At 54.3% G+C, this 22,299-nt stretch carries 19 protein-coding genes; 11 read left to right on the top strand and 8 right to left on the bottom strand.

The window, feature by feature from the left end; all coding sequences use genetic code 11:
• The first annotated feature begins 199 nt into the window (after nt 1-199).
• Together pyrD and zapC are read left to right on the top strand one after the other, a co-directional pair.
• A complete protein-coding gene (pyrD, locus tag ACOTX3_RS00940) occupies nt 200-1,210 on the top strand; it encodes a quinone-dependent dihydroorotate dehydrogenase (protein WP_058651226.1) in 1,011 nt (336 codons plus the stop codon).
• 165 nt (nt 1,211-1,375) lie between these two features.
• Complete coding sequence (gene zapC / locus ACOTX3_RS00935; protein ID WP_013097268.1) at nt 1,376-1,918, top strand: cell division protein ZapC; 543 nt, start codon at nt 1,376-1,378, stop codon at nt 1,916-1,918.
• Here zapC and ACOTX3_RS00930 read toward each other — a convergent pair.
• Nucleotides 1,915-3,024 carry a YcbX family protein gene (locus ACOTX3_RS00930; RefSeq protein WP_058678402.1) on the bottom strand — a complete coding sequence of 370 codons (1,110 nt, stop codon included), beginning with the start codon at nt 3,022-3,024 and terminating at the stop codon, nt 1,915-1,917. The two genes, zapC and ACOTX3_RS00930, sit on opposite strands and share 4 nt — an antisense overlap.
• 100 nt (nt 3,025-3,124) lie before the next feature.
• On the opposite strand from ACOTX3_RS00930, the gene rlmKL reads away from it, so the two are divergent.
• The 6 genes from rlmKL to rmf all read left to right on the top strand — a co-directional run bounded on the left by rlmKL (nt 3,125) and on the right by rmf (nt 11,052).
• On the top strand, nt 3,125-5,233 hold the full coding sequence (rlmKL, locus tag ACOTX3_RS00925; RefSeq protein WP_127868989.1) for a bifunctional 23S rRNA (guanine(2069)-N(7))-methyltransferase RlmK/23S rRNA (guanine(2445)-N(2))-methyltransferase RlmL: 2,109 nt from the start codon (nt 3,125-3,127) through the stop codon (nt 5,231-5,233).
• Between the two features lie 12 nt (nt 5,234-5,245).
• Complete coding sequence (locus ACOTX3_RS00920; RefSeq protein ID WP_058684564.1) at nt 5,246-7,153, top strand: ABC transporter ATP-binding protein; 1,908 nt, start codon at nt 5,246-5,248, stop codon at nt 7,151-7,153.
• A gap of 13 nt (nt 7,154-7,166) precedes the next feature.
• On the top strand, nt 7,167-8,420 hold the full coding sequence (gene pqiA / locus ACOTX3_RS00915; RefSeq protein ID WP_028027912.1) for a membrane integrity-associated transporter subunit PqiA: 1,254 nt from the start codon (nt 7,167-7,169) through the stop codon (nt 8,418-8,420).
• A 4-nt stretch (nt 8,421-8,424) separates the two neighbouring features.
• Complete coding sequence (gene pqiB / locus ACOTX3_RS00910; RefSeq protein ID WP_013097263.1) at nt 8,425-10,065, top strand: intermembrane transport protein PqiB; 1,641 nt, start codon at nt 8,425-8,427, stop codon at nt 10,063-10,065.
• Complete coding sequence (pqiC, locus tag ACOTX3_RS00905; RefSeq protein WP_013097262.1) at nt 10,062-10,628, top strand: membrane integrity-associated transporter subunit PqiC; 567 nt, start codon at nt 10,062-10,064, stop codon at nt 10,626-10,628. Before pqiB ends, pqiC begins: the two co-directional genes overlap by 4 nt.
• Nucleotides 10,629-10,884: 256 nt before the next feature.
• Entirely contained in the window at nt 10,885-11,052 is a 168-nt protein-coding gene (gene rmf, locus ACOTX3_RS00900) for a ribosome modulation factor (protein ID WP_013097261.1), read from the top strand.
• A gap of 72 nt (nt 11,053-11,124) precedes the next feature.
• Here rmf and fabA read toward each other — a convergent pair whose 3' ends face one another.
• Nucleotides 11,125-11,643 (bottom strand): bifunctional 3-hydroxydecanoyl-ACP dehydratase/trans-2-decenoyl-ACP isomerase, encoded by a 519-nt coding sequence (fabA, locus tag ACOTX3_RS00895; RefSeq protein ID WP_000227926.1) that lies wholly within the window; start codon nt 11,641-11,643, stop codon nt 11,125-11,127.
• 68 nt (nt 11,644-11,711) lie between these two features.
• The gene (locus ACOTX3_RS00890) at nt 11,712-13,472 is read right to left on the bottom strand and encodes a Lon protease family protein (protein WP_127868991.1); all 1,761 of its coding nucleotides are present in this window, start codon (nt 13,470-13,472) and stop codon (nt 11,712-11,714) included.
• Nucleotides 13,473-13,658: 186 nt separating this feature from the next.
• Here ACOTX3_RS00890 and matP point away from each other — a divergent pair, with 186 nt between their 5' ends.
• A complete protein-coding gene (gene matP, locus ACOTX3_RS00885; RefSeq protein WP_013097258.1) occupies nt 13,659-14,111 on the top strand; it encodes a macrodomain Ter protein MatP in 453 nt (150 codons plus the stop codon).
• Between the two features lie 63 nt (nt 14,112-14,174).
• Here matP and ompA read toward each other — a convergent pair whose 3' ends face one another.
• Nucleotides 14,175-15,230, bottom strand: coding sequence for a porin OmpA (gene ompA / locus ACOTX3_RS00880; RefSeq protein ID WP_044158562.1), 1,056 nt, complete (start codon nt 15,228-15,230; stop codon nt 14,175-14,177).
• A gap of 354 nt (nt 15,231-15,584) precedes the next feature.
• A complete protein-coding gene (sulA, locus tag ACOTX3_RS00875; RefSeq protein ID WP_013097256.1) occupies nt 15,585-16,094 on the bottom strand; it encodes an SOS-induced cell division inhibitor SulA in 510 nt (169 codons plus the stop codon).
• A gap of 217 nt (nt 16,095-16,311) precedes the next feature.
• Between sulA and ACOTX3_RS00870 the strand changes: the two genes are divergently transcribed.
• Entirely contained in the window at nt 16,312-16,938 is a 627-nt protein-coding gene (locus tag ACOTX3_RS00870; protein ID WP_013097255.1) for a TfoX/Sxy family DNA transformation protein, read from the top strand.
• Here ACOTX3_RS00870 and yccS read toward each other — a convergent pair.
• Both yccS and ACOTX3_RS00860 read right to left on the bottom strand, forming a co-directional pair.
• Nucleotides 16,895-19,057 (bottom strand): YccS family putative transporter, encoded by a 2,163-nt coding sequence (gene yccS / locus ACOTX3_RS00865; RefSeq protein ID WP_058678399.1) that lies wholly within the window; start codon nt 19,055-19,057, stop codon nt 16,895-16,897. The genes ACOTX3_RS00870 and yccS overlap by 44 nt on opposite strands.
• Nucleotides 19,058-19,076: 19 nt before the next feature.
• Nucleotides 19,077-19,523, bottom strand: a complete 447-nt coding sequence (locus tag ACOTX3_RS00860) for a YccF domain-containing protein (protein WP_013097253.1) — start codon at nt 19,521-19,523, stop codon at nt 19,077-19,079.
• A gap of 122 nt (nt 19,524-19,645) precedes the next feature.
• Between ACOTX3_RS00860 and helD the strand changes: the two genes are divergently transcribed.
• Nucleotides 19,646-21,700, top strand: a complete 2,055-nt coding sequence (helD, locus tag ACOTX3_RS00855) for a DNA helicase IV (protein WP_127868992.1) — start codon at nt 19,646-19,648, stop codon at nt 21,698-21,700.
• An 83-nt stretch (nt 21,701-21,783) separates the two neighbouring features.
• On the opposite strand, the gene mgsA is transcribed toward helD, so the two are convergent.
• The gene (mgsA, locus tag ACOTX3_RS00850; protein WP_013097251.1) at nt 21,784-22,242 is read right to left on the bottom strand and encodes a methylglyoxal synthase; all 459 of its coding nucleotides are present in this window, start codon (nt 22,240-22,242) and stop codon (nt 21,784-21,786) included.
• Nucleotides 22,243-22,299 lie beyond the last annotated feature (57 nt).

The raw sequence follows: 22,299 nt of genomic DNA, 5'->3' as shown, positions 1-22,299 counted from the left end.
TTTCAGGAGTGTGACACTGCGTGGTTATTCCACTAAATGATTTATCCGCAATTAAAATGCGAAAAAGTGCATAAGAAGTGTACGGGGAAGTAAACGTTTGCGTTTTACGCTGATTTTTTTGCCGCAGGTCAATTCCCTTTCCGGGCAGGATCGCACATAATCCCCTCCCGGTTTGCACACCGGGAATCCAGGAGAGTTCATGTACTACCCCTTCGTTCGTAAAGCCCTTTTCCAGCTCGACCCTGAGCGCGCTCATGAATTTACATTCCAGCAATTACGCCGTATTACGGGAACGCCGCTGGCCGCGCTGGTGCGTCAGAACGTGCCGGAAAAACCTGTGCAGTGCATGGGTCTGACCTTTAAAAACCCGCTGGGTCTGGCGGCAGGTCTGGATAAAAATGGCGAGTGCATTGATGCCCTGGGCGCGATGGGCTTTGGTTCCATCGAAATCGGTACCGTCACACCGCGTCCACAGCCGGGTAATGATAAGCCGCGTTTGTTCCGCCTGGTCGAAGCCGAGGGGCTGATCAACCGCATGGGCTTTAATAACCTCGGCGTGGATCATCTCGTAGAAAACGTTAAAAAAGCCCATTTTGATGGTGTATTAGGCATCAATATTGGCAAAAATAAAGACACGCCGGTTGAGCAGGGTAAAGATGACTACCTGATTTGTATGGAAAAAGTCTACGCCTATGCCGGTTATATCGCCGTGAATATTTCATCGCCGAATACCCCGGGGCTACGTTCTCTGCAATATGGTGAAGCGCTGGACGATCTTCTCAGCGCCATTAAAAATAAACAAAATGAGCTGCAGGCGATCCATCATAAATATGTTCCGGTGGCGGTTAAGATCGCACCGGATCTTTCTGCTGAAGAATTGATCCAGGTTGCCGACAGCTTAGTTCGCCATAATATTGATGGTGTGATTGCGACCAACACGACGCTCGATCGATCCCTCGTCCAGGGAATGAAAAACTGTGACGAAGCGGGTGGGTTAAGTGGACGTCCGGTACAATTAAAAAGTACGGAAATTATTCGGGCGCTCTCCGCCGAATTAAAAGGCAGTCTGCCAATAATCGGTGTCGGTGGTATCGATTCGGTGATTGCTGCGCGCGAGAAGATGGCTGCGGGCGCCTCACTGGTGCAAATCTATTCCGGCTTTATTTTTAAAGGCCCGCCGCTCATAAAAGAAATCGTTACTCATATCTAATCTTTTCTCTTAATCAGACAACCAGGGCTTTATTTCCAGCCCTGGTTGTTTTATATTCCGTCACTGTTGCTTATTTAGACATTATAGTCTTTTATTAATGGTGTTATAAACGAAGCGGCGAATGGGACATTTTTAGTACAGGACGTTTGGGTACGGGAGAGACACATGCGAATTAAACCTGACGATAACTGGCGCTGGTATTTTTGTGAAGAGCATGATCGAATGATGCTCGATTTAGCCAATGGCATGTTGTTCCGTTCTCGTTTTGCGCGTCGAATGTTAACCCCGGACGCTTTCTCCCCGTCTGGCTTTTGTGTAGACGATGCTGCGCTTTATTTTTCCTTTGAAGAGAAATGCCGTGACCTGCTGCTCTCAAAAGAACAGCGTGCCGAACTGATATTAAACGCGCTGGTGGCGATTCGTTTTCTGAAACCGCAAATGCCGAAAAGCTGGCACTTTCTGCCGCATGATATGAACTGGACGCCGGCCACGGGCGATGCGGCCAGCGTCAATCTGAGCGATACCGCAGAAGAGGTGAGTTTACTGGTGGTGGAACCTGGCGAAAATGCCGCGCTTTGTCTGCTGGCCCAGCCCGGCGTGACCATTGCCGGGCGGACGATGCAGCTCGGGGATGCCATTAAGGTCATGAATGACAGGCTGAAACCGCAGCTGCGCGTGGATTCATTCAGCCTGGAACAGGCGGTTTAAGCTTCCAGCTGTATCGACGTTTTTGGAATACAGCTACAGCACAGGATCGTCCCGTCATCACCGATTGCGGATTTCTTCAGCGCACTGACGTCGCCCCCGACCAGCTTGATTCGACAGCAACCACAGATACCCGCCCGACAGGAATACGGGATACGGATCCCGGCTTGCTCCAGCTGATCAAGTATCACCTGCTGATTGTTACCCCGTATAACGCGGCCCTGCCAGTGAATATCCACTGCGGAACTGGCTTGCGTCTCAACCTCTACCGTTTCTTCTTCCTGACCCGCACCGTACACGCGCGCAGGCCCACGGGTGAGAATTTCCACCTCATCACCCACGCGGATCACTCCGCTTGAGCGCGGAATAAGATTCTGGCCGAAATCCACGTCGCCATTATCCTGCGCGGTACGGAATGATTGCAGGGTTTTCAGCGGTTCGCCGGAAGGATGCTTCAGGCCTTTCTCCGGACTTACGGTGGTGAAAATGCAGCGGCTGCACGGCTTCACGACATCAAAAATGACGCTGCCGATGCGGATCACTTTCCAGGTATCTTCCTCCCAGGCTTCCGTACCGGTCACCACCAGATTCGGGCGAAATTGTTCCATCTGCACGCTGGCCTTACAGCGACGCTGCAGGTCACGCAGCGAGGCTTCGCTGGTTAACAGGAACGGGAAACCATCGGCAAACGAGAGGGGAACCGCGTCGTGGCGCTTGACGCGTCGCGTCAGCGCCGGACCCACCCAGCGCAGCTGTACCTCGCGGGAGAAGAAGCCGCTCAGCCAGCGGTTAATTTCGTCCGGAGCGATGCGAGCGGTAAAATGATTGCCCCACACTTCCGTTGGCGCATCGACAGGCGCAAAATCAGCAAAGCGAATCACCACGCTTGAGCCATCCGGGGCGGTGAGGTGGAGGCCGTCATGCAGCGGCGAAGGCGTAAAGCGCACCATCTGCGGGAACTGGCGTGCAGTAATGAACGTACCGTCAGGCTCGGTGACCATAAAAATACGATCGAAGGCAAATCCACTGATGTCAGCCAGGGCGTGAGAAACGCCGATACCGCGCATGGATTTCACCGGATGAATAAAAAGCCTGGATAACGTCGCCACTGTGCACAGTCCCTCGAATGAAAATAAGCCTTCAACTTTATGACATACACGTCATATTAGCTATAATGCGCGACAATTTTCTTAGAGTAAAAGTGACGATATGAATTCTCTGTTTGCCAGTACGGCCCGTGGGCTGGAAGAGCTGTTAAAAACTGAACTGGAAGCCCTGGGCGCGCAAGAGTGCCAGGTGGTTCAGGGTGGTGTCCATTTTGAGGGCGACACACGGCTTATTTACCAGAGCCTGATGTGGAGCCGCCTGGCGTCGCGCATCATGCTGCCGATGAAAGAGTGCAAGGTCTACAGCGATCTTGATCTCTATACCGGCGTACAGATGATCGACTGGACAGAGATCTTCACGCCAGACGCGACCTTCGCGGTGCATTTTAACGGTGTAAACGATGAGATCCGCAACAGCCAGTACGGCGCGCTGCGCGTGAAAGATGCCATCGTGGACTGCTTTACCCGTAAAAACAAAGAACGACCAAACGTCGATCGTGAAAACCCGGATCTGCGCATTAACGTCTGGCTCAATGGCGATACCGCCAGCATCTCTATGGATCTGAGCGGGGCAGGTCTGCATCTGCGTGGCTACCGCGATCGCACCGGTATGGCGCCCATCAAAGAAACGCTGGCCGCCGCCATCGTGATGCGCTCCGGTTGGCTGCCGGGCACGCCGCTGCTCGACCCAATGTGTGGTTCCGGTACGCTGCTGATTGAAGCCGCGATGCTGGCCACCGACCGCGCTCCCGGCCTGCATCGTGGCCACTGGGGCTTTAGCGGCTGGGCGCAGCACGATGAAACACTCTGGAAAGAGGTCAAAGCCGAGGCGCAGGCCCGTGCGCGTAAAGGCCTGGCGGAGTACACCTCCCATTTCTATGGCTCTGACAGCGACCCGCGCGTCATTGAACGCGCGCGCAGCAATGCCCGTCGCGCAGGTATCGGTGAGCTGGTGACCTTTGAAGTGAAAGATGTCGCGAACCTGATCAACCCGCTGCCGAAAGGCCCCTACGGTACCGTTATCAGCAACCCGCCATACGGCGAGCGTCTGGATAGCGAACCGGCGCTGATTGCCCTGCACAGCCTGCTGGGCCGCAATATGAAAGACTACTTTGGCGGCTGGAATCTTTCCCTGTTTAGCGCTTCACCAGAACTGCTGAGCTGTCTGCAGCTGCGCGCCGATCGCCAGTTTAAGGCGAAGAATGGCCCGTTGGACTGTGTGCAGAAAAACTACCATCTGGCGGAGAAAGCGGCGGACAGCAAACCGTCGGGCGTGGCGGAAGATTACGCTAACCGTCTGCGCAAGAATCTGAAGAAATTTGAAAAATGGGCCAAACAGGAAGGCATTGAATGCTATCGCCTGTATGACGCCGATCTGCCGGAGTACAACGTGGCGGTTGACCGCTATGCAGACTGGGTGGTGATTCAGGAATATGCTCCACCAAAAACCATTGATGCGCAAAAAGCGCGCCAGCGCATGCTGGACGTGATCGCAGCGACGATTGCCGTGCTTGGCATCGCGCCAAACAAACTGGTGCTGAAAACCCGCGAGCGTCAGAAAGGGAAAAACCAATATCAGAAGATGGGTGAGAAGGGCGACTTTATTGAAGTGGGTGAATACAACGCTCGCCTGTGGGTTAACCTGACGGATTACCTCGATACCGGGCTGTTCCTCGACCACCGCATTGCCCGTCGTATGCTGGGCCAGATGAGCAAAGGTAAGGACTTCCTTAACCTGTTTTCCTACACCGGTAGCGCCAGCGTGCATGCGGGCCTGGGCGGCGCGCGCAGCACCACTACGGTGGATATGTCGCGCACCTATCTGGAGTGGGCGGAGCGCAACCTGCGTCTCAATGGCCTGACCGGACGCCAGCATCGTCTGATGCAGGCTGATGTCCTGGGCTGGCTGCGTGACACCGATGAACAGTTCGATCTGATCTTCATCGATCCGCCAACGTTCTCCAACTCCAAGCGTATGGAGGATAGCTTTGATGTACAACGCGATCACCTGCGCCTGATGACCGACCTGAAGCGCCTCCTGCGTAAAGGCGGCACGATTATGTTCTCGAATAACAAACGCGGTTTCCGCATGGATCACGACGGCCTGGCCGCTCTGGGACTGAAAGCACAAGAAATCAGCCAAAAAACGCTGTCTCAGGACTTTGCCCGTAATCGTCAGATCCATAACTGCTGGCTTATCACCGCGGCCTGAAAGGAAAAATAAATGTCTTTAATTAGTATGCACGGTGCGTGGCTCTCCTTCAGCGACTCACCGCTTCTCGACAATGCTGAACTGCACATCGAAGACAACGAACGCGTCTGTCTGGTGGGCCGTAACGGCGCGGGTAAATCCACGCTGATGAAAATCCTCAACCGCGAGCAGGGTCTGGATGACGGGCGTATTGTTTACGAGCAGGATCTGATTGTCTCCCGCCTGCAGCAGGATCCGCCGCGTCATGTCACCGGCAGCGTGTACGATTTCGTGGCGGAAGGGATTTCGGAGCAGGCTGAATACCTGAAGCGCTATCACGAGATTTCTCATCTGGTGATGACCGACCCGAGCGACAAAAATCTTAACGAACTGGCGAAAGTCCAGGAGATGCTCGATCATCACGGCCTGTGGCAGCTGGAGAACCGTATTAACGAGGTGCTGGCTCAGCTGGGCCTGGAGCCGGATATGCAGCTGTCTGCGCTATCTGGCGGCTGGTTGCGTAAGGCGGCACTGGGCCGCGCGCTGGTCAGCGGGCCGAAGGTGCTGCTGCTGGATGAACCAACCAACCACCTGGACATTGAAGCGATCGACTGGCTTGAAGGGTTCCTGAAAACTTTCAGCGGTACCATTATCTTCATCTCCCACGACCGTTCCTTCATTCGCAATATGGCGACGCGCATTGTCGATCTCGATCGTGGCAAGCTGGTCACTTATCCCGGCGATTACGATACTTATCTGCTGGAAAAAGAAGAAAACCTGCGCGTGGAAGAGCTGCAAAATGCCGAATTCGACCGCAAACTGGCACAGGAAGAGGTGTGGATCCGTCAGGGTATCAAAGCCCGCCGTACCCGCAACGAAGGCCGCGTTCGTGCCCTGAAAGCGATGCGTCGTGAACGCAGCGAACGTCGCGAAGTGATGGGCAGCGCCAAAATGCAGGTAGAAGAGGCCTCCCGTTCCGGCAAGATAGTCTTCGAGATGGAAAACGTTAACTATCAGGTTGACGGGAAAGTGCTGGTGAAAGACTTCTCCGCCCAGGTTCAGCGCGGGGATAAAATCGCCCTGATTGGCCCCAATGGCTGCGGTAAAACCACGCTGCTGAAGCTGATGCTGGGCCAGTTGCAGGCGGATAGTGGCCGAATTCACTGCGGCACCAAACTGGAAGTGGCCTATTTTGACCAGCACCGTGCAGAGCTGGATCCGGACAGAACGGTGATGGATAACCTTGCCGAAGGTAAGCAAGAGGTCATGGTAAACGGTAAGCCGCGCCATGTGCTGGGCTATCTCCAGGACTTCCTGTTCCACCCTAAACGGGCGATGACCCCGGTGCGTGCGCTGTCTGGCGGTGAGCGAAACCGTCTTCTGCTGGCGCGGTTATTCCTGAAACCAAGCAACCTGTTGATTCTCGATGAACCAACCAACGACCTGGATGTCGAAACGCTCGAACTGCTGGAAGAGCTGATCGATGGTTATCAGGGCACCGTGATGCTGGTGAGCCACGACCGTCAGTTCGTTGACAACACCGTGACCGAATGCTGGATCTTCGAAGGCGAAGGGCGGATTGGTCAATATGTGGGTGGCTACCACGACGCGAAAGGGCAGCAGGCACAGTCGTTGGCGCAAAAACAGGCGAAGCCTAAAACAACGACTGAACCTGTTGTAACAAAAGCAGAAACTGTCAAGAAAACCTCGGCTAAACTAAGCTATAACCTGCAGCGCGAACTGGAGGGTTTGCCTCAGCGTCTTGAGGAGCTGGAGGCCGCGCTGGAGGCGCTGCAAGCGCAGGTTGCCGATGCATCCTTCTTCACCCAATCGCACGACTATACTCAAAAAGTCCTGGCCGAATTGTCCGCAGCTGAAAAAGCTCTGGAAGAAGCATTTGAGCGCTGGGAGTACCTTGAGTCTCTGAAAAACGGCGCATAAACAGGGATAACATATGTGTGACCAGCACCATGCCGACAGGCATATATTATGCTCGCAATGCGATATGCTCGTGGCGTTGCCAGAGCTTGGTCACGGACATAAGGCCCTGTGCCCGCGTTGCGGCACAACGTTGACAACCGAATGGGACGCGCCAAGACAGCGTCCCACGGCGTATGCGCTGGCCGCGTTGTTCATGTTGTTGCTCTCTAATCTCTTCCCCTTCATCTATATGAAGGTGGGAGGGATGACAAGCCAGGTTGATCTGCTTGAAATTCCGGGGGTGATGTTCTCGGAAGATTACGCCAGCCTCGGCACCTTCTTCCTTCTGTTTGTGCAGATCGTTCCGGCTTTTTGTCTGGTTGTCATCCTTTTGCTGGTCAACCGCGTAAAAATGCCCGCAGCCCTGAAAATCAAACTGGCGCGAGTCCTGTTTCAGCTTAAAAGCTGGGGGATGGCCGAGATTTTTCTGGCGGGTATTCTGGTCAGCTTCGTAAAGCTGATGGCCTACGGTGACGTGGGGATTGGCAGCAGCTTTATCCCGTGGTGTCTCTATTGCGTGCTGCAGCTGCGCGCATTCCAGTGCGTTGACCGACGTTGGGCATGGGATGATATCGCTCCGGCTCCCACACTTGCCCAGACGGTGAAGGTTGGCGTGCCGGGGATCCGCCAGGGACTGCGCTCTTGCTCCTGCTGTACTGCCGTGCTGCCCGCGGATCTGGACGTCTGCCCACGCTGTGAAACCAAAGGCCATGTGCGGCGCAAAAATAGCCTGCAGTGGACCATGGCGCTGCTGGTGACCTCTGTCATGCTGTATCTTCCCGCAAATATTCTGCCGATCATGATCACCGATTTGCTCGGTGACAAAATGCCCTCGACGATCCTCGCCGGGGTGATATTGCTGTGGGGCGAGGGATCTTATCCGGTGGCTGGGGTGATTTTTATCGCCAGTATTATGGTGCCTACCTTAAAAATGATCGCGATAGCCTGGCTCTGCTGGGATGCGAAAGGGCACGGCAAACGCGACAGCGAACGCATGCACCTCATTTATGAAGTTGTCGAGTTTGTTGGACGCTGGTCAATGATTGACGTGTTTGTCATTGCCGTTCTCTCTGCACTGGTGCGGATGGGCGGTTTGATGAGTATTTATCCTGCGATGGGGGCTTTAATGTTTGCGCTGGTCGTGATTATGACCATGTTTGCGGCCATGACCTTCGACCCTCGTTTATCGTGGGATCGTGAGCCTGAATCAAGCCATGAGGAAGAGTAAGAGCATGGAAAATAAGAGTGGAGAGGCGAAAGTGCAGAAGGTCAAAAACTGGTCACCGGTGTGGATTTTCCCCATCGTGACGGCGCTGATCGGTGCATGGATCCTGTTTTATCATTACAGCCATCAGGGACCGGAAGTGACGCTCATCACCACCAATGCCGAGGGGATTGAGGGCGGTAAAACGACCATCAAAAGCCGCAGCGTGGATGTAGGGGTGGTTGAAAGCGCCACCCTGACGGATGATTTAACGCACGTAGAAATTAAAGCGCGGTTAAATGCCGGGATGGAAAAGCTGCTTCACGGTGACTCCGTTTTTTGGGTGGTTAAACCGCAGGTCGGACGGGAAGGGATCAGTGGTTTAGGCACGCTGCTCTCGGGCGCGTATATTGAGCTACAGCCGGGGGCAAAAGGGGCGCAGCCAGCCCAGTATCAGCTTTTAGACTCTCCACCGCTTGCGCCGCCTGATGCAAAAGGGATCCGCGTGATTCTCGACAGTAAAAAAGCGGGCCAGCTCTCACCTGGCGATCCGGTGTTGTTCCGCGGCTATCGTGTTGGCTCAGTCGAGACCAGCACCTTTGATCCGCAAAAAAGGACCATCAGCTATCAGCTGTTCATCAATGCGCCAAACGATCGTCTGGTGACCAGCAACGTACGCTTCTGGAAAGACAGCGGGATCGCGGTCGATCTCACCTCAGCAGGTATGCGCGTTGAAATGGGGTCGCTGACCACCCTGTTTGGCGGCGGCGTCAGCTTTGACGTGCCGGAAGGACTGGATCTGGGGCAGCCGGTGGCCGAGAAAACGGCCTTCAGGCTCTTTGACGATCAAAGAAGCATTCAGGACGCGCTCTATACCGATCATATTGATTACCTGATGTTCTTTAAAGATTCCGTCCGCGGCCTGCAGCCGGGTGCGCCCGTTGAGTTCCGCGGTATTCGTCTGGGTACGGTCGGACAGGTGCCGTTCTTTGTGCCGGGACTTCAGCAGGTACTTGATGATGACTATCGTATTCCGGTGCTGATCCGCATTGAGCCAGAGCGTCTGGTTAACCAGATTGGCGAGAATCAGGATATCGGCGCGCATATTACTGATTTGATGAACCGTGGCCTGCGCGGCTCGCTGAAGACTGGCAACCTGGTGACTGGTGCGCTGTATGTGGATATGGATTTCTATCCAAAAGCCCCGCCGATTACCGGTATCCGTGAATTTGGCGGCTACAAGATCATTCCAACGGTGAGCAGCGGTCTGGCTCAAATCCAGCAGCGTCTGATGGAAACGCTGGACAAAATCAACAATCTGCCACTGAATCCGATGATTGAAGCGGCGACAGGCTCGTTGCATCAGAGCCAGGAGACGATGCAGCGTCTGCAAACCACGCTGGATAACATCAATAAGCTCACGGCAAGCCAGAGCATGCAGCAGTTGCCGCAGGATATGCAGAAAACGCTGCGTGAACTGAACCGTAGCATGCAGGGCTTCCAGCCTGGTTCGGCGGCCTACAACAAGATGGTGGCAGATATGCAGCGTCTTGATCAGGTCTTGCGTGAACTGCAGCCCGTACTGAAAACGCTCAATGAGAAGAGCAACGCGCTGGTGTTTGAAGCAAAAGATAAAAAGGATCCTGAGCCGAAGAGGGCGAAACAATGAAAAAATGGCTAGCGATTGTAGGTGCGATGGTGCTCACGGCCTGTAGCTCAGGGAGTGAAACGAAAAGCTACTATCAGCTGCCGCTGATGGCGCAGGTGGGTACGCAGAGCACCGCCTCACAGGGCAACCGTCTGCTGTGGGTTGAGCAAGTGGCTGTGCCAGATTATCTGGCCGGCAACGGGGTGGTTTACCAGACCAGCGATGTGCAGTATGTGATTGCCAATAATAACCTGTGGGCCAGCCCGCTGGATCAACAGTTACGCAATACGCTGGTGGCGAATCTCAGCAGCCAGCTTCCGGGCTGGGTTGTCGCCTCCCAGCCTCTTGGAAGCGACCAGGACACGCTGAACGTGACGGTAACGGGCTTCCATGGTCGTTATGACGGTGCCGTTGTCATCAGCGGAGAATGGCTGCTTAACCATCAGGGACAGCTGATTAAGCGTCCGTTCCATCTGGAGCTCAAGCAGCAAAAAGATGGCTATGATGAAATGGTGAAAGTGCTTGCCCAGGGGTGGGCACAGGAATCGGCCAACATCGCGAGAGAAATCTCCCGGCTGCCATAAGTAAAATTCATCATAAAAAACCGCAATCGGTCTGCCACTGATTGCGGTTTTTTTTTCGTTTTCACGTCAGACCGTTACTTGTCCCGGGTCACAATTTTTGTACAAATGATCTTCTGGCTAGCTCACAAATATGACATCCGTATGAATTTTGAACGTTGACGCTACGACTAATTCGGGGTATTCGTTATCTGTGCCTGCGCGCATTGTGCAGTCACTGTTTTCTTTCCACCAGACAAAAGAATGAGGGAAACGAGGCATGAAGAGACAGAAACGAGATCGCCTGGAACGGGCTCATCAACGTGGTTATCAGGCCGGCATCGCTGGACGATCTAAAGAAATGTGTCCTTATCAGACGATTAATCAAAGGTCACAATGGCTGGGAGGCTGGCGAGAAGCCATCGGCGACAGGGCACTCATAGCCTGATAACGTCTCTTTAAAAACAGAAACCTCCGCAATGCGGAGGTTTCGCCTTTCTGAAGCCGCGTATAGCAGCGTTTAGAAAGCAGATGTATCCTGGAACAGGCCCACTTTCAGGTCGTTCGCGGTATAGATCAGACGGCCATCTACCAGCACTTCGCCATCCGCCAGGCCCATAATCAGGCGGCGGTTAACAATGCGTTTGAAGTGAATACGATAGGTCACTTTCTTCGCAGTTGGCAGAACCTGACCCGTGAATTTCACTTCACCCACGCCCAGCGCACGGCCTTTACCTTCGCCGCCCAGCCAGCCCAGGTAGAAGCCAACCAGCTGCCACATCGCATCCAGGCCCAGGCAGCCAGGCATTACCGGATCGCCAATAAAGTGGCAACCGAAGAACCACAGGTCCGGATTGATATCGAGTTCTGCTTCTACGTAACCCTTATCGAAGTTGCCGCCGGTTTCGGTCATTTTCACGACACGGTCCATCATCAGCATGTTCGGGGCCGGTAACTGTGGGCCTTTCGCGCCAAACAGTTCACCGCGACCAGAGGCAAGAAGATCTTCTTTTGTATAGGATTCGCGTTTATCTACCATGTTCTCAGTAAGCCTTATTTTAGTGAAGGACGCAGGATAGCTAACACGTGTACGCTGAACAAGTCCGATCAGTTTGAACTAAACCAACCTAACCAGCGTAACGGCCACGGATAACGATGACGAGCAACTTGCTGGGTCGCCTGAGCAATGCGCTCCTGGATGGTCTGCATCAGGGTCGTTTGTCCCTCGCCGTCCCATATCAGGTTTGTCAGTAAGGGTAGTGCATCCTCGACGCCTTCGATGGCCCAGAGGGAGAATTGTCCCTGCTCTACCGCATCCAGCAGTGCCTGGCTGAGGCTTAAATGGCGTGCGTTGGGGGCTGGAATAATCACACCCTGTTTGCCGTTTAACCCGCGTTGCTGACAAATAGAGAAGAAGCCCTCAATCTTTTCATTCAGGCCCCCCACTGGCTGGGCACGACCAAATTGATCGACCGAACCGGTAATGGCGATGTTCTGATTGATCGGGACTTCCGCCAGGGCGCTGATTAAGGCACACAGCTCGGCCATAGAGGCGCTATCACCATCCACTTCGCTGTAGGATTGCTCAAACGTCAGCGAGGCAGAGAAGGGGATTTGTTGCTCAAGCTGCAGCTCTGACATCAGGAACGCCTGCATGATCATCATGCCTTTGGCGTGGATGTTTCCACCCAGCTCGGCTTTCCGTTCGATGTCGGTAAACTCGCCATCGCCAATATGGACGACGCAGCTGATGCGTGAAGGCTCGCCAAACGCACGCGGATGCCCGGGAAATTCAATCACCGACAGGGCATTGATCTGTCCGATGCGCTCGCCTTCGGTCTCGACCAGAATTTGCTCCAGCAGAATTTCATCCTGCATACGATCGGCCAGATAGCCTTCCCGCCACTCTCTTTGGGCCAGCATCTGGGAAAGTTGCTCACCGGTAAATGCGCCATTCCCACTGATCGCACCCACTTCACGCAGCTGTTTGCTGATCCAGAGCGGACACAGCGGCAGCGTCTCCTGGTCACCGGTATAGCGAACCGCTTCGCGGATAAGTCCCGGCCAGGCGTCAGCCGCAGGCGTCGGCAGGGCAAAGCGGGCAGCAACGGCCATCACCCACTGACACCACTGCGCCATGTCATCGGCATCAGCAATCTGAATATTGTCTTCGTACTCGCTGTACACTGCCTGTGCAGCCAGCTCCGGCTCCATTTCCTGGAAATCAGCCAGCGATTCACGGTCACCCGTCAGGACCACGGTCAACGACAGCGGCATGGAAGGGACAGAGACCGGCAGAGGACGAGACTCGTCATAGCCCACCCAGTCAAAGCGTTGCTGGCTCACAATCGTTTTCAGGCGCATCCATAGCAGCGGCTGGGAGAGCAGGGTACGCAGGGAAATGATCAGTACGCCGCCATTGGCACGATGCACCAGGCCCGGTTGCAGCGATAACTCACCGTTAAACTGGCGAAGGCAACCAAAGAGTTGTTCGGCCTCGGCCCAGTTAGCGGATACCACTTCGCCCTTTACCGCAAAACGGCCATCAGCCTGTTCTGCGGGTTCGAAAGTGACATCATGTCCTGAAATACGATACTGACCGCCGTAAATAGCATTGGCTTCCGGCTGCAACTGGCGCATGGCATCACCCAGAAGCGTTAAATACTCGGCTTCTTCCGGGGCTTTGAGCAGCATGAAGGGAGATGTCGCCCACGGGCTTAACACCTGCTCCAGTGCGTAATGCAAACGCGGTTGTGTATCGCTAAGTATGAATTCGTGTTCTTGTGCGAGGTCTGGCTGTGCAAACAATTCCTGATAACTTTCGGTATCCGGAACAAGGTCACGCCATGCAAGTTTCGTAATGGTCAAAGTTGATGTTTTTTAGTCAGATGTAAAACCGTGGAGTATACCGTAAGCGGGGGGCTCTTCCCAAGCAGGATTGGGGTTTTCGGGAAGCGAATCGCCTGCAATGCTTCACAGGATATGATTTCTTTTCAGCAGATTGCTAAAAAACTGATATTCTGAACAGAGTTACGTGGTAACACTGAGATCGCAATGAAATATCAACAACTGGAAAATCTCGAAAGCGGCTGGAAATGGAAGTACCTGGTCAAGAAGCACCGAGAAGGGGAGCTGATTACCTGCTACATCGAAGCCAGCGCCGCACAAGAGGCCGTGGATATTTTGCTGACCCTCGAAAATGAACCGGTACAGGTGAATGGCTGGATTGAGAAACATATCAATCCGGCACTGTTGAACCGGATGAAGCAAACTATCCGTGCACGACGCAAACGGCATTTTAATGCTGAGCATCAGCACACCCGTAAAAAATCCATCGACCTCGAATTCATGGTCTGGCAGCGTCTTGCAGGGCTTGCGCAACGGCGGGGAAAAACGTTGTCAGAAACGGTGGTGCAGTTGATTGAAGATGCCGAGCATAAAGAGAAATACGCCAACCAGATGTCTACGCTGAAGAACGATCTTCAGGCGCTGCTGGGTAAAAAATAACTTTTGAGTTTCTTCAGATAATAAAAAACCCCGCATCGCGGGGTTTTTTTATAAGACGATAACTTAAGCCGCTGGCTGAGTTACAACGTCTTTAACGCCTTTAACTTCGATCTCTACGCGACGATCTGGTGCCAGGCAGTCGATCAGAGCAGCGCGAGCTTTAACGTTGTCACAGGTGTTGCCAGTAACTGGGTTAGATTCGCCCATACCACGTGGGGAGATCTTGTTAGCTGGGATACCTTTAGAGATCAGGTAATCAACAACAGACTGAGCACGTTTCTCAGACAGTTTCTGGTTGTAAGCGTCAGAACCGATACGGTCGGTGAAGCCCAGAACCACTACAGAACCGTCTTTAGGATCCAGGTTGCTCAGCTGGGTGTACAGCTGATCCAGTGCCTGCTGACCTTCTGGTTTCAGGGTCGCTTTGTTGAAGTTGAACAGAACGTCAGACTTCAGAGTGAAGTGCTTGGTCTGTACTTCTGGAGCTGGAGCCGGCGCTGGAGCAACAACTGGTGCTGCATCTTCCTGCTGGCCGAAGCGGTAGGAAACACCTACGCTCAGCATGCCGTTGTCTGGACGAACACCAACGGTAGCACCGTCACCGATGTTGTTAACCCACTGGTATTCCAGACGGGTAGCGATGTCACGGGTCATAGCCCACTCAACGCCACCAGCGAATACTGGGGAAACACCAGTGTCGTGGTCGTCGCCAGCGTTGCTGTTGCTGGAGTCAGCGCGCCAAACCATGCCGCCCAGACGGGTGTACACGTCCAGGTCGTCAGTTACTGGGTAACCCAGTTTAGCAGTCAGCTGAACGCCCTGAGCTTTGAAAGCGCCATTGGTTTCGTTGCCTTTGTAAGGCATACGACCTAACCAGTCGTAACCCATTTCAAAGCCAACATACGGGTTAACCTGATAGCCACCGAACGCACCTGCACCAAGCTGGCTCTCGTGAGTCGGGCCATCATTGTTGTTTGCGCTGTTGTACCAGCCGGTGTCATGGAACTGAGACCAGCCCAGTTTACCACCTGCATACCAGGTATTATCTTTCGGAGCGGCCTGCGCTACGGTAGCGAAGCCAGCCAGTGCCACTGCAATCGCGATAGCTGTCTTTTTCATTTTTTGCGCCTCGTTATCATCCAAAATTCGCCATGAAAATCTCAATCGAGAATCACGGTTAAATCCTTCACCGGGGGGCGTGGTCAAATATAAATCTACCGATATCTTCGGCTTAGGCCGAGCACCCCTGGCGATGTAAAGTCTACAACGTAGCTGAAAACTTACAAGTGTGAAGTCCGTCAGGCATATGAAAAAAAAAGTTCCGTATACCGATTATTTAACAATTTCTGAACGAAATTTGTGCAATAAAATTAAGAAGAACCGCACCAGACAAGCCTTGCCGCCGTTTTGGACGATGGAACTAAAAGCGCATCTTAAGGTCGAAAAAAATTCCAGGAAAACTCTTAAATTTGCTCAGTGATACAAATTTGAGTGAATTTTTAGCCCAGAAAGTTGTCCTCTGCGGTAAGAATCCTGGCGAACCGGGCGCATGATAAAGCCGATCGCATTGCCTTCTTCTGCCGCTTCGGTGAGGCGAAAATGTTCCTGCTCCGTCAATTCGTCTGATAACCATCCAATCACCACGCTGTAATTCCCTGTACGTAATGCCCGGATCATCGACTCAACCGTATCGCAAGGAGAGAGTTGGTTAATTTGCATGACCTTCGTCAGCGGCAGGCCTGCAGACTGAACCCATTCCCGGCTCAGTTTCTGCTGCGGCGTCAGCCAGAGCTGCCAGCGCGATTGCTGACCAAGCTGCTGCAAGAGCGGCAGTAACAGAAGTTGGGTCAACAGGGGCTGGTCTTCACGATAAACCACTTCACTGATAAGCCCTGTCGAAACACGCCCGACGGCGTTCTGTGCGACATCGCCAGCGGTAGAAGAGAAAGATGTTGAGCGATTTGCATAGCCTGAAGTGTACATAATCATTCCAGCCCTGTAGTTACTGTATGAATATACAGTAACCCCTGTATGCATAAAGATCAACCTCAATTTCGGAAAGCGACTCGCAAAATTCATTCATTCCTGGCGAACCTGAAAAAATCATCTTGCTCATCGGCAATAAGTTGCCTATTTTCCTGTTAACGGATCCGTTAGTAAGAAATGTCGTCGTTAATATCTGATTTTTAATGGAAATATCATGAAAAAGATATCTTATGAACGGATTTATAAATCCCAGGAATACCTCTCTCCATTAGGAGAAATTCATCATCGTGCGCTTTTTGGTGGCTATACCCTGGCCGTCGATGAGGCGGTGTTTGCCATGGTGTCAGACGGTGAGCTTTACCTTCGCGCCTGTGAGGAAAGTGCGAAGTACTGTGTAAAAAACGGATCCTCCTTTTTGACCTTAATGAAACGCGGCCGGCCGATCCTTCTCAACTATTATCGTGTGGATGACGGTCTCTGGCAGGACAGGGAGCGGCTGCTTCAGCTTTCCTCTTACGCGCTTAATGCCGCGCGTAAAGAGCGCATCCAGCGCTACCAGCGAAACCGACTAAAGGATCTGCCCAACCTGACTTTTCAGCTGGAAGTCCTGCTCTGTGAAGCCGGGATTACCAACGAAGATACCCTCCGGTCGCTGGGAGCCAGAACGAGCTGGCTAAAGCTGCGGGCAAAGAATAAAGCGCTCAGTATTAAAGTACTGTTTGCCCTGGAAGGGGCGATTGAGGGCCTGCATGAAGCGGCACTCCCGGCGGAAATTCGCCGGGAGCTGACGGAGTGGTTTAATGCGCTGCCTGAGCCACAGGAGAATCGCTCCTCCAGGTAGCGATTTGCTGTTGCAGTCGGCAAATTTCTGGCAGCAGAGCGATAAGCAGACCAATCTGCTGGAGAACCAACGGCGCTTTGCTGTCGTTTCCTGGGTCAAGATGCGCAATCCGTTGAGCCAGTTCATCCAGCGCCTGCTGGACACGCGGTTGATCGGCTGGGCGGTGATGTAGCGCATCATCGACATAGCAGACAGCATCATCCAGCAAGGCAAGGATGCCCGGGTTTGTCAGTTTTTCGCGGTGGGCACCGAGCGTTGAGATATAGCTGGTGAAGGTATGGTTCAGGCACAGCAGGCGGAAAGCCGTTTCACGAATTTCTGCCGTGGCGCGCGGCTCCGTTGACATATTAGAGACTACGGAAGCCAGTTCAGCATCGCTGTTATGCGCATCACGTCGGGCAATGCGGTAAGCCAGACGGTTATCGCGTCCCTGGTGGTACTGTTCAAGAATGGCATCCAGATAGCGGCAGTTGGCATTCATCGCCCTGTCCAGGACGCGCGGCAAATTACGAAAACGCCAGTCGGGCCAGATAAAACTCACTGCCGCCCAGGCGATGGCACAGCCGAGCAGCGTATCGACCACGCGGGGCAGGGCGACTTCAAACCCTTCGCCCAGCAGATTAAAGCAGAGTAGCACCAGCAGGGTGATGAACATCGTCGCGTGGGCGTACTGCACATTACGAAAGGCGAAGAACAGCACCCCGGTGATTACGATGAGGATCAGCTGGCCTTCCACCGAGGGCACAAAATAGAGCACCGGTAGCCCGATTGCGACCCCCACCAGCGTGCCGATGATACGCAGCGCCAGGCGGTGTCGGGTGGCGTTATAGTTCGGCTGGCAGACGAACAGGCTGGTCAGCAGGATCCAGTACCCGTGGTGTAAACCGGTTATCTGAATAAAGGCGTAGCCCACGCACAGCACCAGCGACATGCGTACCGCATGGCGAAACAGGGCAGATTCCGGCGTAAAGTTTCGGCTTAACCGGAGCCACATATCGCTAAAACTGTGCACGCTGTCATCCGCGAGTTGACTGTCCGCCTCATTGCCCGGCAGCGCCATGGCCTGTTCAGACTCAATCGTTGCCAACTGAGCATCAATCGCCCGCAGGTTATTGAGCAAAAATCCCAACGCTTTGATGTGCTCCGGCGACGTTCCGCTGGCTCGCACGCGGTCAATTGCCGCATCAAGATGGCTGAACACGCGTTCAAAGCGTGGATCGTGTTGATAAGGCGTGCGCAGCAGAATGGAGCGCGCCAGCTGCTGGCACGCCTGGGACTGCATGGAAAGCAGACGCTGGAAGCGGAACATAACGTCGCTGTAGCGAAACTTCTCGCGCAGGGCCGCATACTGAACATGAGACGAGCTGGCGCGTTCATGAATATCCTGAGCGGCAAAGTAATAGTGCAGCGTTCTGCGCGTCCCTCGCTGGCCACGGTCGCCGCGAAGCCGGGTAAGCAGCGACGCTTTTGTCTGGTTAAGCGTGGCGACAAGCTGGCCGTTCGCCAGAGCCAGATCGTAGAGCGGAGCCTGGCTCTCCTCTTCAATATCCGGGTCAAACAGCCGGGATTTGAGCTCAAGATAGTGGGCCAACTGCTCGTAACTGCGGGCAAGGTTATCCTGCAGAGGGCGAACCGGGAAGATCAGATGGCCGGTTAACGTCAGCAGGTTATACCAGATGGCCCCCAGCAACAGCAGTACAGGCTGCTGATACCATTGGTCGTAAAGCGACACCCCCAGCATGGTGTAGATGGCAATCAGCAGGGCGCCAAACGCGATGGTGGCATAGCGCTGCCCCAGCCCACCCAGCAAAATAAACCCGCTGGTGGAAAGCGTAAGGCCTAATGCAAACAGCCATGGCCACGGGAACAGCAACTCCACGGACGCGGAGGCAATAAAAAAACAGATAAGGGTGATGACCAGGTTGAGCAGACGCCCGGCAAGGCGATCGTCGAGATCCGCCAGCGCTCCCGCAACCACCCCCAGCGTGAGCGGAATGGTGAGCTTGACATCGTTCAGCCACCACGGCAGCGCAACCGTGCCGCAAAGTGCGATAAAAATCCTGACGTTATAGAGCCAGGAGCTGTTCCAGGTGTAACGGCGAAGCAGTGGGCTTAGCATAGACGCGGCCAGTCCTTAATCACTGAAAACGACGACGTGCATTCGCTTCACGCGCCGCCTGGGCCACTTCGACCGGAACTACCCTGCGCCCGACAGGCCACAGAGCGATGGCGGCGATCTTAAAGTTCGCGATCCCCACCGGAATACCAATGATTGTGATGCACTGCGCAATACCGGCAAAAATATGCATTACGCACAGCCACCAGCCGAAGAAAATCAGCCACAGAATGTTCAGCACGGTTCCGCCCGTGTTCATCAGCGCGCTTTTATTCTCCGGGTTCAGTTCGTCAACGTGAACCGCTTCATTCCCGTAAGGGATAAAGGAGAGTTTGGTGATTTCCCAGCAGGAGCGGGTCAGGGGAAGCGTAAAAATCAGGACGATGCTCACCAGGGTGGCAAAAAGCCAGGAAAGGGTGGTGGCAAAACCGCCCAGCACAAAATTCAACACATTCAGAACGGTACGCATAAACCCTCACTTCCTTTCGATAAAATTAACGCCCAATGATTGTAACGTTTTTTTAGGCTGGAGCACCTTAAAACTGGCAGTTAAACTATCAGGCAATCATCTCTTCGTGGATCCGGCTGGATATGGAACTGAAAGCAACTTCAATGGGCAAACGCCTGGCGCAACACCCTTACGACAAGGTTGTCCTCCTCAACGCGGGAGTAAAGGTCTCCGGTGAACGCCACGAATACCTCATTCCGTTCAATCAACTCCTGGCCATCCACTGCAAACGCGGGCTGGTATGGGGCGAACTGGAGTTTGTGCTCCCTGCAGATAAAGTCGTACGTCTTCACGGTACGGAGTGGGGCGAAACCCAGCGTTTTCATCATCATCTGAACCAGCTCTGGCAGCAGTGGAGTCACGATATGAGCGTGATAGCCGCACAGGTCCTGCAGCAGGTGCTGAGTGATATCGCGCAGAGTAATGCCCAACAAACGTGGCTGACCCGTCAGCAGACCGCCGGTCTGCAGCAAAAAATCAGGCAGGCGCTGACGGCGCTGCCGTTACCGGTGACGCGTCTCAATGAGTTTGATAATTGCCGTGACGCCTGGCGACAGTGTCAGGCCTGGCTGAGCGACGCAGACAAGAGCCGGCTGGCGCATAACCAGGCGTGGACTGACGAAATGCTCACCCGCTATGCCGATTTCTTCAGTACGGTGGAGTCGTCGCCGCTGAATCCTGCCCAGGCTCGCGCCGTGGTTAACGGCGAACAATCGCTGCTGGTGCTCGCGGGAGCCGGGAGCGGAAAAACGTCCGTACTGGTCGCGCGGGCGGGGTGGTTGCTGACAACGGGCGAGGCCGTCGCCGATCAGATCCTGCTGCTGGCGTTTGGTCGCAAGGCGGCGCAGGAGATGGACGAACGCATTCAGGAGCGTTTGCACACCCGGGATATTACCGCCCGAACCTTCCATGCCCTTGCCCTGCATATCATTCAGCAGGGCAGCAAAAAAGTCCCTTCCATCAGTAAACTGGAAAACGACACCCAGGCGCGTCAGGCCCTGTTTATTAAGGCGTGGCGGCAGCAGTGCAGCGAGAAAAAAGCGCAGGCGAAAGGGTGGCGACAATGGCTGGAAGACGAGCTCAACTGGGACGTGCCGGAAGGCAGTTTCTGGCAGGATGAAAAGCTGGCGCGTCGGCTTGGCTCGCGTCTCGACCGCTGGGTGAGCCTGATGCGTATGCACGGCGGAACCCAAGCCGAGATGATTGAGAGTGCGCCGGAGGACATCCGCGCGCTTTTTTCAAAGCGGGTCAAACTGATGGCACCGCTGCTGAAAGCCTGGAAAACGGCGCTGAAGGAGGAAAACGCCGTCGACTTCTCAGGCCTGATCCATCAGGCCATCATCATTCTGGAGAAGGGACGCTTTGTCAGCCCGTGGAAACATATTCTGGTTGATGAGTTCCAGGATATCTCTCCGCAGCGTGCCGCGCTGCTTTCGGCGTTACGGGCGCAAAATAAACATACCTCTCTGTTTGCCGTAGGGGATGACTGGCAGGCCATCTACCGCTTTAGCGGCGCGCAGCTTTCACTGACCACCGCGTTCCATCACTATTTTGGCGAAGGCGATCGCAGCGATCTGGATACTACCTACCGCTTTAACTCCCGAATTGGCGAAATTGCGAACCGCTTTATTCAGCAGAACCCCCATCAGCTGGCCAAGCCGCTTAATAGCCTGAGGGTGGGAGATAAAAAAGCCGTAACCCTGCTGGCGGACGACCAGCTTGAGCCGCTGCTGGACAAACTCAGCGGCTACGCAAAGCCAGATGAACGTATTCTGGTGCTGGCGCGTTATCACCATCTAAAACCTGCGGTGCTGGAAAAGGCGGCGACTCGCTGGCCGAAGCTGCTGCTTGATTTTATGACCATCCACGCAAGCAAAGGCCAGCAGGCCGATTACGTCATTGTGGTCGGGCTGAAAGAGGGGAGCGATGAGTTCCCGGCCCCTGCCCGTGAGTCGGTGATGGAAGAAGCATTACTGCCGGTACCGGAGGATTTCCCGGATGCCGAAGAGCGGCGTTTGCTGTACGTGGCGATCACCCGCGCGCGTCATCGCGTGTGGTTGCTGTTCAACAAAGAGGAGCCGTCAGTATTTGTCGATATTCTGAAGAGTATTGATGTGCCGGTGGCGCGCAAGCCGTAGCGGGATTGCCGGGTGGCGGCTTCGCCTGACCCGGCCGACAAAACTCGTTGGCCCGTGCAAGCGTAGCGCCGCCGGGCATAACGCTACTTCAGTCTCTCGGAAAGATAACGCTGATAATCCGGGATGAGAATTTCAACCGGCGAGTTGAACTGCGGTGATTCAATGATGAAATCCGCCGTCGACAGGTTTGTCGCCACCGGAATATTCCAGACGGTGGCAAGACGCAGCAGCGCTTTCACGTCCGGGTCATGCGGAACCGCATTCAGCGGGTCCCAGAAGAAGATCAGAACATCAATTTTCCCCTCAGAAATCTGTGCGCCCACCTGCTGATCGCCACCCATCGGGCCGCTCAGCATGGCGTTCACCTCCAGACCCGTTTCGCGGTGGATAAGGTTACCGGTGGTGCCCGTCGCCGAGAGGGCGTGCTTTTCCAGCAAGGACTGATGGCGACGAACCCAGTTAAGCAGCATTTGTTTACAGTGATCGTGCGCAACCAGCGCAATGTGCTTGCGTGCCGGTAATGTGCGTGTTGTCAGTTCCATAATCATATCCATCAGGTTAACTGGCTACACGATGACGGGAACCGCCTGATGCTGCAA

This window comes from Enterobacter cloacae complex sp. IR5384 (assembly GCF_049237265.1).
GTDB lineage: Bacteria > Pseudomonadota > Gammaproteobacteria > Enterobacterales > Enterobacteriaceae > Enterobacter > Enterobacter cloacae.
The sequence above is the reverse complement of the archived record's forward strand: the minus strand, read 5'-3'. Positions and strand labels throughout refer to the sequence as shown.